Genomic DNA, 14628 nt, shown 5'->3' with positions numbered 1-14628 from the left:
TAAAATGGAAGAATTTTATTGGAACTTTGAAAATGGAAACAAGGATTTTAGACTTGTTCCAATTGCTTTTGCAATGTGGTTTGGATGCTTGTATGCAAGATTTATATGCAAAAGTAATCAAGTTTTAGCGTATACAATATTTGCCACTTTTATTTTTGCTATTCTGTGCTTTTATGTTTCATTCTCTAATGGATCATTTTTTAATGGTGTGCTTAAATCTAAATTTTTGAGGAGCTTAGGAATAATCAAATACAAGCAAACTTTTTATGCGATTATGTGCGCATTTTTAGCTTCATTTATGATTTGTTCGATTACGCAATGCTTAGAAGAGCTAGATCCTGTTTTTTCTGTTATTAAAAGCGAAAGTGCTAGAAGCACTCAAAGCTATGATGGTAATAAAAGGCTCGATTCTAAAAGCGTTAAAGTGGCTATGAAAATAACGTCTCCTTTAAGAACATCTTCTTCTTTTAGAGGAGATTGTATAGCTAATGTAAGTGTTAAAAGTGTTGAAACAGAAGATAAAAATCATGTTGTGCAAAAACATGCGAGTTTTGCAAGTGCGAAGCTTTACGCTTTTAATCCAGATTGTAAAGCAATTAATTACGGCTATACGATTAGCAGTTTTGCAAAGATTGGTATTTCTAAATTTGGCGCAAATAACGTGGAAATTCAAATTCCTAAAGCTAGTAAAAAAGATAAATCTAAGTTTAGTAAGGAAAATAAATCGAGCAAAAATCAAGTCAATTCCTTAAAAGTGATTGAAAAATCTGGGTTTTTAACAAGTGCTCTAAACAGTCTTTATAAAGAATTTTACAAAGTTACAGGAAATTTAAGTGAGCAGGGTCAAATGCTCGTTCCTGGCCTTACTGTAGGGCTTTTAGGTCAAGAGCATTTAAGCAATGACGATGAAGATAAAAGTAGTCAAATTGACAGCGCATATGCAAATACAATGAAGCAAAGATTTAAGATCTCGGGAATAATGCATTTAATGGCAGTTTCTGGAGGCCACTTTTTGCTTGTTGCAGCAATGATTCGTAAAGTTTGCTTATATTTTCTTGTTCCAAAATGGCTGTGTGCGTTTCTGGAAATACTGGGAAATGTTTCTTTAGCACTTATTGTATACCCATCTGCTTCGGTTTTACGCGCACTTATAATGGGCATTATTTGTTCAATCGCATTTTTACTTTCTAGAGCGTATCAATCGGCTAGCGCATTAAGCTTAACTGTTATAGGTGTTTTATTTGTTTGCCCTAAGTTTGCGTGGGATTATGCGTTTGCACTTTCTGTGTGTGCAACTTTTGGAATAATTGTTTGTGGAATGCCTTTAAGAAGAATCTTTTTAAGATATATGCCGTCTAGTATTGCAAGCGCATTAAGTATTACATTGTGTGCTCAATGTTTTACACTTCCTGTGCAAATATTAATGCAACCTCAAGTTTCTTTTATATCTATTATAGCGAACTTACTTGTTGCTCCTTTTGTTGATTTTGCAACGATTTTTGGGCTTTTGTCACTTGTTTGCGCGTGCTGGAATTACTCGATTGCGCTATTTTTCGCTAATATTTCTTCTATTGGAACAAACATTATGGCAAATTGTGCTTGGAATCTTGGAGATTTGCAAATCGGAGTTATTCCATGGGTTTCAGGGCCATTAGGTGCGTGGCTTGCGTGGTCGGTTGAATTTAGCGTATTTTTGTGTGCATTTTTTATTAATAAGTATCTTAAAAATAAAGAGTTTTATAATTCGTTTAAGATTTACGCTCAAGCAAAGTCAAATCGCTTTAAGCATCTTGTAGATGATTCGGTTGAACTTTTTGAATGATTTTTGTGCAAGTGATGATTTTGAGCAATTTTTATAGTCAATTTATAGTCAATCATCTTAAGTTTTGTATAGTTTGTACAATTATTAGATGTGTTAAATAGCTAAAAATAATCGAATTAATGGTAGATTTGATTAGCTAACTTGCAAGACATTAGCATTAAGTTGCAAAACATTAGCATTAAGGGGTACGTATGCAAACGTTAAAGAACTTTGCGCCACTTACGATTGTAGTTGGTGGGGATGCGTATTTGAATGATTTGAACGCTCGCGACTTAAAAACGCGCATATTAGGCTCATACCCAGATGCAGATGTTGTAAATTTAGACGCTTTGAATGCCGATAAATATGCTTTTGTAACTGCCACAGGTCCATCACTTTTTTCTAGTGGAACAATTGTTGTTATTAATAATCTTGAGCAAGCTAATGAAGATTTAGTTGAAGCGATAATAGAGTTTTGTGTTAGTAAATCTAAATCAAAAACTAATGCAAAATCTAATATAAATGATTGCTGGGTTATTGCACGTCACGAAGGTGGCGTTAAAGGAAAGTCAATAGTTACAAAGCTAGAAAAAGCTGGAGCAAATAAAATAACTGTTCCAGATCTTAAAAAAGATGATGCAAGATTGAATTTTGTGCTAAGTCTTTTTGAAAGACAAAATCGCACAGTGGAGCCTGCAGCCGCTGCGCGCATTGTAGAGGTTTTAGGCGGAAAAACCGACCAGTTGGCGTCTCTTTGTTCTCAGCTTTGTTTTGATTTTGAAGATAACCCAATAACGCTAAAAATAGTTGACCAATACTTAATATCGGATCCGCAAGTAACTGGATTTTTTGTAGCAGATAAAGCTGCACAAGGAAACGCGGGTCAAGCTATTCTTGCTGCAAGAAGAGCGGTTTTGCAAGGCGTTGACCCTATAGCGTTGATTGGAGCTTTGGCTGTAAAAATGCGCATAATCGCAAAAGCTATAGCAGTTAAAAACGGAGAAATTTCTAACGCGCAAGCAAAAGTGAATCCGTGGGCGTTAAAAATGGCTATGAGAGATTTAGGTGGATGGAGTGAGAATGGGATTCGTAAGTGTTTTATGTGTTTAGCATGGGCAGATGAGCAATGCAAAGGTGGAGCGAGTGATGCTGATTACGCTTTAGAAAAATGCATTAGCATGATTGCTTTGCGCGGTCGTTAAATTAAATCAAATTGAAAGTGTGTGATTTTGGAAAATCATAATATTAAAAAGCTTGTAATTCCAAGTGATTCGTGTATGCAAGATCTTGGAGAATCAATCGCAAAAATAGTGCATGAAACAGACGTTATTTTGCTTTCTGGTCCTCTTGGTGCTGGAAAAACAACGTTTGCTAAAGGATTTGGTAAAGGCTTAGCAATAAAAGAGCCAATAGTTTCCCCAACTTTTACTATTGCTAGAGAGCTTAAAGGCACGTTTTCTAACGGAAAAGTGGCAAATCTTATTCACGTAGACGCATACAGGCTTGGTGGAAAAGATTACGCTCCAGGGCAAGACACTGTTTCTAGGCTTTTAGATGAGCTTGAATCACTTGGATTAGACGAAGCTTTGGAAGAGCCAGGAGATGGAACTGTTGTGCTTATGGAATGGGGAGAGCAAATGGCAGGCGTTCTTGCAAATGTTCGTCTTGAAGTTCATATTGATAGGCCGATTGATAAAAGCGAATCAAATGAGTTTACGAGCGAAGGAAATCGCGTTGTAACGCTTGTTCCAGTTGGGGGAGATTGGTGCAATCGCTTAAAAATTCTTGATTAAGAGTAAGCTAAATTGGTTAGTCAATTTAAGGAATGAAAATGAGCAATACGCTGATTATAGACACGTCGTACGGTTCAACAGTTGGAGTTGTGGGGCATAATCTGATAATAGAAACGGATTCTCGCACTCATGTTGAAAGATTGCAAGTAAACATTGATTCTGCTGTAAAAAATGCTGGACTAGAGCTTAATCAAATAGACGAGATTGTAGTTGGAGTAGGTCCTGCTCCTTTTACAGGTTTACGAGCTGGGCTAGTTGCAGCTAAGGCGATTGCTTTTGCGAATAACGCAAAGATTCTAGGATGCAACAGTTTGATTGCGCAAAGTTTAATGATTCGTTCCGGAGCTTTTGAAGAATCGCTTAAAAATGGCGTTATCTCTAATAGTGAAATAGTCGAAAATAATGAATCTTGCGTAGCTAAACACACGTATGTTCTTTCGCTAAACGACGCTAGAAGACGCCAAGTTTATATGAGTTTATACGACGATAGTGGTTGCGAAGTAATAGAAATGGATATTGATTATCCTGCAAATATTGTTGATAGAGTAAATCAATATTTTGAATCAAATAATATTTGCGATTATTGCGTTTGTGTTGCGGGTCATGGTGCTAAAAAATACGCTGAAGATTGGAAGAAAATCGAGAATATATGCTTAATTACAGAAGTGAGTGCTCTTGATTTAGGCGTAAAAGGATTAGAGATATTTAAGTTGTGCGCAAGTCAAAAAGACGTTATTGAACCGCTTTATTTAAGAAGACCAGACGTATCGGTTCCAAACCCGTTGAAACACGTTTTGGGATCTGGCGCTGCTACAAAAGTGGCGGAAAAATAGGATTCAAGCGAAGTACGCATATGATTGTAGACATAACTCGCTCAAAATATCCAGCTTGTGCATCAAATAGTCAAAGCTGTGCATTAGAGAAAATTGATTGTACAAAATATGAAGCAATAGTTTCTCAAATTGCAAAAATCGAAGCAGACTTGTTTGGGTCAGGATGCTGGAACAAGAACATGATTTTGCAAGAGTTACAAGCACCGATGCGCGCGTATTATGCAGATGTTGATCTAAACACAAATACGGTAGCTGGGTATGCGGGATTTTGGTTTGATGGTGACGACGCTCAAATAATGACAATAGGCGTTGCAAAAGAGTATCAAAAGCGAGGAATCGCAAGCAATCTTCTAAAGACCATGATTGAAAATGCAAAATCAATAGGCGCAAAACGAATGCTTTTAGAAGTTAAAGTAAACAATAATCCAGCATTAAAACTGTATGAAAAATTCGGTTTTACAAAAATGGGATTACGAAAAAGATACTACATGCCAGAAGGAATAGACGCATATACAATGTGTGCGCAAATAGACGACTTTGAAGACTTAGACAACTTAGACGACTTAGAAAATTTAGAAAACTCAAAAAACTTAGAAGAATCTAGCGAAGCTTATAACAGTGCTAAAAGTGAGGATAACAATGAGTGAAACAATGAATAAAACAAGCGAGCCAATAGTTTTAGGCATTGAATCAACTTGCGACGAAACAGCAGCCGCAATCGTTAAAGGAAGAACATTAGTTTCTAACGTTGTAGCATCCTCAATGCAAGAACACGCACGCTACGGCGGTGTTATACCAGAAATCGCATCGCGTGCGCATGCAGAAGCATTTGTGCCAGTTGTATCAAAAGCGTTAGCAGATGCAAATATGGATTTAAGCGATATTGATGCTATAGCAGTAAGCGCAGGACCGGGATTAGCAGGATGCTTAGCTGTTGGTGTTTCTGGCGCTAAAGCACTAGCCAGTGCTGCAAAAAAGCCGATTTATGGAATAAACCACGTTATTGGACATATTGCAGTAACGCAATTGCAATTCGGAGACGTGCCTAAAGACGTTCTTGCTTTAATTGTTTCTGGCGGACACACTTCACTTCTTCACGTGAACGATATTGCGCGCAGCATAGACGTTGTTGGAACAACATTAGATGATGCAGCTGGCGAGTGCTTTGATAAAGTAGCTAGATTGCTTGGATTCCCTTACCCAGGAGGCCCGCATATTGATAGGCACGGGCGCCTTGGGGATCCAAATACGTTGAAGGTTCCGCAAGGACTTACGCAAGGTCGTTCTGGCAAAGAGCATCCTTACGACTTTAGTTTTTCGGGAGTAAAAACAGCTGTTGCGCGTTGGGTAGAAGCTCGCCAAGCACAAGGCTTAGAAATACCAGTAGACGACGTTTGCGCATCTTTAGCAAACTCTGTTGCAGACGTTCTTTCGCGCAAAGCTATGATGGGCTGCGAGCAATACGGTTCTAAAACTTTGCTGATTGGTGGTGGATTCTCCGCAAACTCGCAACTTAGAGAGCATCTTTTAGAGCAAGGCAAAGAGCACGGAATCGAAGTTCGTTTGCCGCAGCTTAAGCTTTGCACAGATAACGGAGCAATGGTGGCAATGCTTGGCGTGAATTTGGTAGAAGCAGGAGTTCGTCCGTCTGCTCCAGATTTTGCAATCGATTCAGCAATGCCACTTACAACCGTTAGCTTATAATAGTAAAAGTCGTTCTTAAAAATAAGCGAGGTGTTTTGTGTACGAAAGCTATGCGCGTAGAGGAGTTTTGCAAGTTGGTGAAAAAATACAATTCACCGATAGAAAAGGCAAGCGAATCACAGCACAGCTTGTTAAAGGCGGAGTTACACAAACCGAACACGGCATTATTTTGCACGACGATGTTATTGGCAAAACTCAAGGCGTTGTAGTAACAACAGTTAGCACAAAACGTGATTTTGAGCGCAGTAATAAGCAACTTGACGCATCTAAAGAATCAAACAAGCCTTGGATGGCGGCGCGCGCAATAGGCGGATGGGATTATGTAGTTATGCGTCCGCGATTGGCGGATTACGTTTTATCTATGCCAAGAGGCGCTCAAATAATGTATCCAAAAGATATTGCGCAAGTGATTTCTTTAGGAGATATTCGCTCTGGAATGCGCGTTTTAGAGTCGGGAGCAGGCTCTGGCGCAATGAGCTTAAGTCTTTTAGACGCTGTTGGTCAAAGTGGCGAGCTTACAACAATAGAGCTTAGATCTGATTTTGCTAGAATCGCGCAACTAAACGCAACGATTTACTATGGCGAAAGTCCAAAATGGTGGAATCTTTTAACTGGAGATTTTGACACAGTAGCAAAGTCTCTTCCAGAAGGCTATTTTGACCGCATTATGCTAGACATGCTTGATCCTTGGAACAGGCTTGAACAAGCTTATAGAGTTATTGCTCCAGGTGGCGTATTGGTTGCGTACGTAACAACCACAACGCAAATGTCTAGAATGGCACAAAGTTTGCGAGCTTCGGGAGTTTGGACAGAACCAGAGATTCAAGAAACGTTAGAAAGAACTTGGAAAGCTCAAGATTTAGCAGTTAGACCAGATCACGCAATGATAGGTCATACTGGTTTTTTGGTTATTTCGCGCGCAATGGCTCAAGGATTTAATGCACTAAAAAAGCGCGAGCGTGCTACAAAAGATACTGTTAGCGATATTGATGATTTAACTCCCGAAGAGCGCGCAGAACAGCTAGAAGACTTGTCTCTTAGAGATATATCTGATAGAAAACTTAGAAAAGTCCTTAGAGATTTAGATTTGCAAATCGCACAATTGCCTAACTCAAATCCAAAGCCTAATAAGGCTTAACTGAAGACTGAGGAGATTAAAATGGCGGCGTCAATCAAGAAAATCGTTAAAAAAGTAAAGCATGCAAAATATGTGCTGCTACTAATGCGCCACGCAAAAGCGGTGCCGCCAACAATGGGAGATGATTGGGGAAGAGACCTTAGCGATAAAGGTATAAAACAAGCAAAAATCATGGCAAAAGGATTGAAATCTTTAAAGCTTGTTCCAGATTATATTGTTTGTTCAAGTGCAAATCGCACAGAGCAAACAATGCATAAAATGCTTAAAAAGTTTGGAGATTCGCCAATAGTTGCATCAAGAAAAAGCTTATATGATGGCGGAATGCAATCTGTAATGGATGAGCTTTGTGAGATTAGAAGTGAATCTAAAATAACAATGATTATAGGCCATGAGCCAACAATGTCGATGGCTGCACAATGGCTTTCTTCCCCAGATTCCGACCCAGACGTTTTAGGAACAATGAGGCTTGGGCTTTCTAACGCTTCGATTGTTGTGCTAGTTTCCGACTCTCCTTTTGCAACGTGCGGACTTCGCGGAGCAAAAGCATTGGGTGTTATAAGTCCAAAGGATTTTGAGTAGTAAAATACGCATAAATTTGCATAAAATCCTTATAAAATTTGCATAAATATACGCGAATCATTTGTATAAATCTGCATAAATCATATGCATAAATCTGCATATAAGTTTAGCTTATAACGACACCCCAAAATAGGTAATGACCTCATTAAGCCAAATGTTTGCTAGGCTGAATCAGGTTGTTAATTATTTGGAGGATATATGCATACTGTTCTTACATCCGTACAGGGATTCCCGCGAATCGGCGCAAATCGCGAGCTTAAAAAAATTATTGAACGCTATTGGAAAAAAGACGCAACTCTAGAAGAAGTAAGACAAGTTGCAAAAGACTTGCGCAAAAAGCATTGGAAAATTCAAGCAGAATCTGGAATAGAACTCATACCAAGCAACGATTTTAGCTACTACGATCAAATGCTAGACACGGCAATCCTGCTTGGTGCAGTGCCAGAACGGTACAAGAATCTAAAGTTTGAAAATGCAGAAGATACGCTTTTTGCCATCGCGCGCGGATATCAAGGGGATAGAGGGGATGTAACAGCTCTTCCAATGAAGAAGTGGTTTACAACTAATTACCACTACATTGTTCCAGAAGTAGAAAATCCGCAAAATTTGCATTTAGATGGCACAAAACCATTCGACGAGTTTAATGAAGCAAAAGCACTAGGAATTGAAACAAAGCCAGTGCTAATTGGCCCATACACCTTCTTAAAGCTTGCTCGCAATCCTCAAGCTCAAGAATTAGAAGCAAACAAAGAAACGATTGAAGCATTAGCAAACGCATATTGCGATATTGTAAAACGATTTGCAAGTCTTGGAGCAAAATGGATGCAATTTGACGAACCATATTTGTGCTTAGATAAAGAAGATGGCGATTTAAGGATTTTTAGCGACTTATATAAGCCGATTCTTCAAAGCAGACTTGAAAGCACAGAGAATGCTGAAAACGTTAAGATTTTGCTTAACACGTATTTTGGCAATATTTTAGACTCGTACCAAACGCTAAACGATTTAGCATTCGATGCAATTGGCTTAGATTTTGTAGAAGGCAAAGAAGAAAACCTTGAAGCTTTGCAAAAATATGGAGTAAATGAGAAAACAACTATTTTTGCAGGAGTTGTAAACGGCAGAAACATTTGGAAAAATGATTACGCACAAAGTCTTGGCTTATTAGACGCTTTGCAAAAAAATGTTACTAATCGCATAGCTGTTTCTACTGCATGCTCGCTTTTGCATGTTCCATTTAGCACAGATGGAGAAGAGCTTGGCGAAGACGTATTAAAGCATTTTGCGTTTGCTGTAGAAAAGTTGAAGGAAGTAAGCGAAATCGCTAAACTTTGCGTTTTGAATGATGATGAGCTTAAAAATAGCGAGGAATTAGCGCAAAATCAGGCATTATTTGACGGGTCTAGAGTAAAGGTAGACGAAAACGTTAAATCGCGAATCGCAAGCCTTAAGCCAGAAGATTTTGAGCGAAAGCCATCTCGCGCGGAGCGTCAAAAATTACAAAAAGAAGCATTAGGATTGCCTGATTTACCTACAACAACTATCGGATCTTTCCCTCAAACAAAAGAAATAAGATCGATTCGAGCGCTTTTTAGAAAAGGCGAAATTAGCAAAGAAGAATACAACGCGTTTATTGCCAAGCAAATAGACGAGTGCATAGAACACCAAGAGAGCATTGGATTAGACGTTCTTGTGCATGGCGAATTTGAGCGAAACGACATGGTTGAATACTTTGGCCAGCATTTGCACGGATTCAAGTTTACAAAAAACGCTTGGGTGCAGTCTTATGGAACTCGATGCGTAAAGCCTCCAATCGTTTGGAGCGACGTTTCTAGAGCGCAGCCAATCACAGTAGAGTGGAGTGCGTATGCTCAAAGCCGCACAAATCATGTTATGAAGGGCATGCTAACGGGGCCTGTTACGATTCTTAACTGGTCTTGGCCTCGAGAAGATATTACGCACGAGGAGCAAACTCAGCAGCTTGCTCTTGCTATTCGAGACGAAGTTTTGGACTTGGAGCGTGCTGGAATTCGCGTAATTCAAATCGATGAGGCAGCTTTGCGTGAAAAGCTTCCGCTTAGGCGTTCGGATTGGCATAAGAAGTATTTGGATTGGGCAATTGCATCTTTCCGTCTTGTGCATTCTGCTGTAGATGCTACTACGCAAATCCACACGCATATGTGCTACTCGGAGTTTAACGACATTATTCGAGACATTGATGCAATGGATGCGGATGTAATATCGTTTGAAGCTTCGCGCGGAGATCTAGTTGTTTTGGACGCTATTCATAACGCGAACTTTGAAACAGAAGCAGGCCCTGGTGTTTACGACATTCACTCTCCTCGCGTTCCTAGCGAAGAAGAAATTGTTAATAGGATTCACGAGATTTTGCACAAAATGCCAGCAAGCAAACTTTGGATTAACCCAGATTGTGGCTTGAAGACTCGTGGCAATGCAGAAACTTGGGTTAGCTTGCAAAATCTTGTTTCGGCAGCTAAAAAAGTTAGAAGCGAATTGGGTGGCGGTCTAAAATGACGTACAAACCAAAGTTTTCGCTAGAGGTGTTTCCGCCTAAAAGAACATCTCCAATAGGCACGATTTACGACACTTTAGACGGCTTAAGGGGTTTGGATCCAGATTTTATATCTGTAACTTACGGAACAGGAAAATCTTCGGATCGAACTGCTACTGCTAGAATCGCCAACACTATTCGATCGGAGTATGGCATTAAGACTGTTGCTCACTTAACAGCAAGATACTTGGATTATGACGATGTTGACGAAGCTTTAGACATGTTTGATAAGGCAGGCGTTAGTGGTGTTTTAGCTTTGCGCGGAGACGTTATTGAAAGTCAGAATGCTGCTGGAGTGTTTAATCACGCAAGCGATTTAGTATCGTATATTCGCTCAAAGCGACCAGATTTGCCTATTTTGGGTGCATGCTACCCAGAAAAACATCCAGAAGCTGCTACTTTGCAAGAAGACATCGATAATCTAAAGCGAAAAGTGGATGCTGGAGTAACTTACTTGATTTCGCAACTTTTTTACAATAACGATGACTTTTTGCATTTTAGGGATTTAGCTAGAAAAGCTGGCATTAACGTTCCTATTGAAGCTGGAGTTATGCCAGTTGTAAACGCAAATCAAGTTAAGCGAATGACAAAAATGTGCTCTTCTAAAATGAGTGAGCCAGTTTTAGCAATGATTGAGCGATGGGGAAGTAACCCAGAAGTTTTGCAAGACGCTGGAAGCATATTTGCGTCTCAACAGATTAACGATTTAGTTGCGGAAGGTGTAGACGGAATACACTTGTACACAATGAATCGTCCTGGCGTTACTAGAAGCATTTGGTCAAACGTTAAGCCACTTTTTACTAAAATCGTGTAGATTGCGCAAATCGTACTTGTGGTGCCGTGCAAAATATTGTTGTACGACACCACAATGTACAGTGGCGTTATGAGCAATCAAACAAGTAATGCTGGAGATCTAAGCAATGGCTTTAGCACGATTTTGAACGTGGAATCAAAAGCTAATTTGCAAAATGGTTCAAAAAGCAACTTAGGTTTTGCTCAAGAAAGCAACTTATCGTATAGAAGTCTAGTTAAAGCAGGGTTTGCGCGCCCAGAATCTGCTCGTAAAACTATAGAAGATATTTGCAAAAATTGTGAGAATAATTCAATTAATGTGCTCAAAATCTTAGAAAGCATAAATAGAGTAGAAGATCCAGATTACGCAATTTTAGCGTTTAACGACATATACAAATCGCGTCAAAAAGTTGTTGAAAATATTGCCGAGAACTCTAATAATTCACTAATAACAAGTCCGCTTTCGTCTTTAATGCAAGTTCTTGGAGCTTCTAAAGCGTTTGCAATGCTAATGCGAACACGCGAAGATTTAATAAACGCTGCTGCAAGTGACCCAAATCATTTGCTGCATATGACTTTAGAAGAGCGTGTTTTGGATTTACTAGAAGCTGTTCAATCGTACAGCGCAACAGTAGTAAATGAAGAAAAAGATGACAACAAGAATTGCGATTCGTGCACTGTTCCAATAAGCTCTATGCCTTTTGCGCAAGCTGTTTGCGCGCTTAGAGCGAGATATCGCCAGCATATTGCTGCGATTATGGCATACGATTTGGCGAGCGCAGACCCCGTAGAATTACAACCAGACATAAGTTGTAAACTTTCGGACGCTGCAGATGCGGCTTTAGAGGCGGCACTTGCGATTGCGCGCGGGCAAGTTTCTGGATCCTGCTGTTGCAAGTTTGCAATAATCGCAATGGGAAAATTGGGAGCGCAAGAAATAAACTACGTTTCCGACATTGACTTAATATATGTAGTAGAGCCAACTAATGGCGTTAAACAAGATGAAGCTTTGCGAGTTGGCTCTTCTATTGCGCTTGTTTTACAAAAAGTTTGTCAATCGGTTGTTGCGGGATGTGCGGAGCCGCCATTGTGGCAAATTGATACTGCTCTAAGGCCAGAGGGTAAAGATGGTCCGCTTGTTAGGAGTTTGGAATCGCATAGAGAATACTACGAAAAGTGGGCAAGTAGCTGGGAGTTTCAAGCATTACTAAAGTCGAGGCCAGCTGCAGGAGATGCGCAACTTGGTAAAGATTATAGACAAATGGCAGATTCGCTTGTTTGGAAAGCGTCTGGTCGTGAGCATTTTGTTGCAGATTGCCAACATATGAGACAGCGAGTAGAGTCTTTGATTCCTGCGTCTCATAGAGATTTAGACATGAAGCTTGGTCGCGGAGGATTGCGCGATGTTGAGTTTACTGTGCAAATGTTGCAACTTGTGCACGGAAGTGAAGATAAGTCTTTGCGAGTTAGAGATACACTAGGCGCGCTTAACGCATTATCTGCTGGAGGTTATGTTTCTAGATCGCAAGCTGCGATTTTGGCAGAACACTACCGTTTTGAGCGCGTGCTAGAACATCGCCAGCAAATGTGGAATATGCAACGTACGCATTTATTCCCAGACTTAGGTGCGCAAGGAAATGGTGGATTAGATCGCGCAAGAAGTATTAGTGTAGAAGAACTTAACAGTAACGAGCAAATTAGGCGTCTTGCTAGAGCTGTTAGACTTAAGCCAGAAGAGCTTGTTGCACGATTCGACAAAGCGCGACGAGAGATTAGGCATTTGCATAAAGATATTTATTATCGCCCAATGCTTCCGATTAATGCGCAAACGGATGCGGATCCTATTGTGCTGTCTGCTGAGGCTGCTCGCGCTCGCTTTGCGTCAATCGGATTTGCGGACGCTAAAGCTGCACAAATGCATGTTGAAGCGCTTACTGAGGGACTTTCGCGTGCTGCTAAAATTCACAGAATTTTGCTTCCTGCAGTGTTGAAATGGCTTGGAGAAGGTCAAAATCCCGACATGGGTTTGCTTGCTTTTAGACGACTTTCCGAACGCTTTGGTGGAAAAAATACGTATCTTGGATTTTTGCGTGACTCTCCTAGCGCAGCTCAACGGCTTTGCCATGTTTTGTCTGATTCGCGCTATTTAGGCGATGCAATGATGAAGTCCATACAGTCGATAACTTGGCTTGGAGACGACTCGACGCTTGCGCCAAGAGGCAGAGAAAGCTTAGATATGCAAACGCGAGCAATGGTTGCAAGATATTCAAGCAGTATTGCGGATTTTGCTCAATCTTTGCGCGCTTTAAGACGGCAAGAAATTGAGCGAGTAGCTCTTGCTTGGATGTGTGGGATAATTGACGATGATACTTCGATGCAAGCAATGAGTGACGTATTTGACGCTGTTCTTGATGCTGCTTTGCAATGGGCTATGAAAGATGCGTCTCGCAAAATGTGCCTAGATGAGAGCAAAGCTTCGATTTCAATTATTGCCCTCGGACGTTATGGCGGTAGGGAAGTTAACTTCTGCTCTGATGCAGATATGATGGTTGTTTATAAGCCTACACAAGATATTTGCGGTTGTGATTCTAGCGATGATTCTGGAGCGAATCTTGCTCACCGTTTTGCGCAAACTACTGTAGACATATTGCGCAATATTTTGCAAGGTCCTCTTACTTTAGAACCAAAAATCATGGTCGATTTAGATTTGCGACCAGAAGGAAAAGATGGGCCGCTTGTGCGCTCGCTAGAATCGTGCGAGCATTATTACCAAAAGTGGGCAAGTACGTGGGAAAATCAGGCACTTTTGCGCGCGCGCTTTGCTGCAGGTTCTAAAGATTTGGCAGATGCTTTGCTAAGTGGAGTAGTAAACGATTTGCGCTATTCATTGGAGCCTCTTAGCGAATCCCAATTAGCGGAAATTCGTAAGCTTAAAGCGCGTATGGAAGCAGAACGTTTGCCAAGAGGAGTTAGCAGAGACAGGCATTTGAAGCTTGGGCGCGGCGGTTTAAGTGATGTTGAGTGGACTGTTCAGCTTTTGCAATTGCAATACGCTGGAAAATACGAGTCTTTGCGCACGGTTGGCACAATGCAAGCGTTGAAAGCGCTTAAAGAATTGCATTTGATTGAAGATGAAGATGCAAATGTGCTAGAGCGCTGCTGGCATATGTGTTCTGCAGTGCGAAATGCAAACTTCTTGTGGTCTGGCTCCCTTGAGCGTGCGGATGCTATTCCAACAGACTCTTATTCTTTGGGTGGAATCGCAACTTATCTTGGATATGATCCAAACCAGGGTCGCGTTTTTGAAAACGATTTAATGGCTGTTATGCGTCAATGCCGCGAAGTCATGTCTCGTCTCTTCTACTGTCGCTAAGTTTACAGTCGCAATCTAGTCATATTTTGTAGCTTCGAATTTA

At 40.5% G+C, this 14628-nt stretch carries 11 protein-coding genes; all 11 read left to right on the top strand.

The features are described from left to right. The first annotated feature begins 4 nt into the window (after positions 1-4). The 11 genes from HXT23_RS03055 (at position 5) to HXT23_RS03005 (ending at position 14585) form a co-directional block, all read left to right on the top strand. Positions 5-1822 (top strand): ComEC/Rec2 family competence protein, encoded by a 1818-nt coding sequence (locus tag HXT23_RS03055; protein WP_422112649.1) that lies wholly within the window; start codon positions 5-7, stop codon positions 1820-1822. 191 nt (positions 1823-2013) lie between these two features. Next, positions 2014-3003, top strand: coding sequence for a DNA polymerase III subunit delta (gene holA / locus HXT23_RS03050; RefSeq protein ID WP_422112648.1), 990 nt, complete (start codon positions 2014-2016; stop codon positions 3001-3003). 75 nt (positions 3004-3078) lie between these two features. Further along, positions 3079-3594 carry a tRNA (adenosine(37)-N6)-threonylcarbamoyltransferase complex ATPase subunit type 1 TsaE gene (gene tsaE, locus HXT23_RS03045; RefSeq protein ID WP_253254094.1) on the top strand — a complete coding sequence of 172 codons (516 nt, stop codon included), beginning with the start codon at positions 3079-3081 and terminating at the stop codon, positions 3592-3594. 38 nt (positions 3595-3632) lie between these two features. Then, positions 3633-4427, top strand: a complete 795-nt coding sequence (gene tsaB / locus HXT23_RS03040) for a tRNA (adenosine(37)-N6)-threonylcarbamoyltransferase complex dimerization subunit type 1 TsaB (protein ID WP_422112647.1) — start codon at positions 3633-3635, stop codon at positions 4425-4427. A gap of 20 nt (positions 4428-4447) precedes the next feature. Further along, a complete protein-coding gene (gene rimI, locus HXT23_RS03035) occupies positions 4448-5074 on the top strand; it encodes a ribosomal protein S18-alanine N-acetyltransferase (protein WP_422112646.1) in 627 nt (208 codons plus the stop codon). Continuing rightward, entirely contained in the window at positions 5067-6131 is a 1065-nt protein-coding gene (gene tsaD, locus HXT23_RS03030; RefSeq protein ID WP_016784957.1) for a tRNA (adenosine(37)-N6)-threonylcarbamoyltransferase complex transferase subunit TsaD, read from the top strand. Before rimI ends, tsaD begins: the two co-directional genes overlap by 8 nt. Positions 6132-6168: 37 nt before the next feature. After that, complete coding sequence (locus HXT23_RS03025) at positions 6169-7269, top strand: tRNA (adenine-N1)-methyltransferase (protein WP_016784959.1); 1101 nt, start codon at positions 6169-6171, stop codon at positions 7267-7269. Positions 7270-7290: 21 nt separating this feature from the next. Then, the gene (locus HXT23_RS03020) at positions 7291-7848 is read left to right on the top strand and encodes a SixA phosphatase family protein (protein ID WP_004131024.1); all 558 of its coding nucleotides are present in this window, start codon (positions 7291-7293) and stop codon (positions 7846-7848) included. Between the two features lie 198 nt (positions 7849-8046). Then, positions 8047-10383, top strand: coding sequence for a 5-methyltetrahydropteroyltriglutamate--homocysteine S-methyltransferase (metE, locus tag HXT23_RS03015; RefSeq protein ID WP_422112645.1), 2337 nt, complete (start codon positions 8047-8049; stop codon positions 10381-10383). Further along, positions 10380-11234 carry a methylenetetrahydrofolate reductase [NAD(P)H] gene (metF, locus tag HXT23_RS03010; RefSeq protein ID WP_004133041.1) on the top strand — a complete coding sequence of 285 codons (855 nt, stop codon included), beginning with the start codon at positions 10380-10382 and terminating at the stop codon, positions 11232-11234. The genes metE and metF overlap by 4 nt, the downstream gene beginning before the upstream one ends. A 54-nt stretch (positions 11235-11288) precedes the next feature. Next, complete coding sequence (locus HXT23_RS03005; RefSeq protein WP_422112644.1) at positions 11289-14585, top strand: bifunctional [glutamine synthetase] adenylyltransferase/[glutamine synthetase]-adenylyl-L-tyrosine phosphorylase; 3297 nt, start codon at positions 11289-11291, stop codon at positions 14583-14585. Positions 14586-14628 lie beyond the last annotated feature (43 nt).

Source organism: Gardnerella sp. DNF00257 (assembly GCF_049262745.1).
In the GTDB taxonomy this organism is placed as follows: Bacteria; Actinomycetota; Actinomycetes; order Actinomycetales; family Bifidobacteriaceae; genus Bifidobacterium; species Bifidobacterium piotii.
This window is presented reverse-complemented; position numbering and strand designations above follow the sequence as displayed.

Bases quoted from the DNA above. Each gene is read 5' to 3' on its own strand.
- HXT23_RS03020 (WP_004131024.1), top strand. From the start codon at position 7,291: ATGGCGGCGTCAATCAAGAAAATCGTTAAAAAAGTAAAGCATGCAAAA.
- tsaD (WP_016784957.1), top strand. From the start codon at position 5,067: ATGAGTGAAACAATGAATAAAACAAGCGAGCCAATAGTTTTAGGCATT.
- rimI (WP_422112646.1), top strand. From the start codon at position 4,448: ATGATTGTAGACATAACTCGCTCAAAATATCCAGCTTGTGCATCAAAT.
- tsaB (WP_422112647.1), top strand. From the start codon at position 3,633: ATGAGCAATACGCTGATTATAGACACGTCGTACGGTTCAACAGTTGGA.
- holA (WP_422112648.1), top strand. From the start codon at position 2,014: ATGCAAACGTTAAAGAACTTTGCGCCACTTACGATTGTAGTTGGTGGG.
- HXT23_RS03055 (WP_422112649.1), top strand. From the start codon at position 5: ATGGAAGAATTTTATTGGAACTTTGAAAATGGAAACAAGGATTTTAGA.
- metE (WP_422112645.1), top strand. From the start codon at position 8,047: ATGCATACTGTTCTTACATCCGTACAGGGATTCCCGCGAATCGGCGCA.
- HXT23_RS03005 (WP_422112644.1), top strand. From the start codon at position 11,289: ATGTACAGTGGCGTTATGAGCAATCAAACAAGTAATGCTGGAGATCTA.
- metF (WP_004133041.1), top strand. From the start codon at position 10,380: ATGACGTACAAACCAAAGTTTTCGCTAGAGGTGTTTCCGCCTAAAAGA.
- tsaE (WP_253254094.1), top strand. From the start codon at position 3,079: ATGCAAGATCTTGGAGAATCAATCGCAAAAATAGTGCATGAAACAGAC.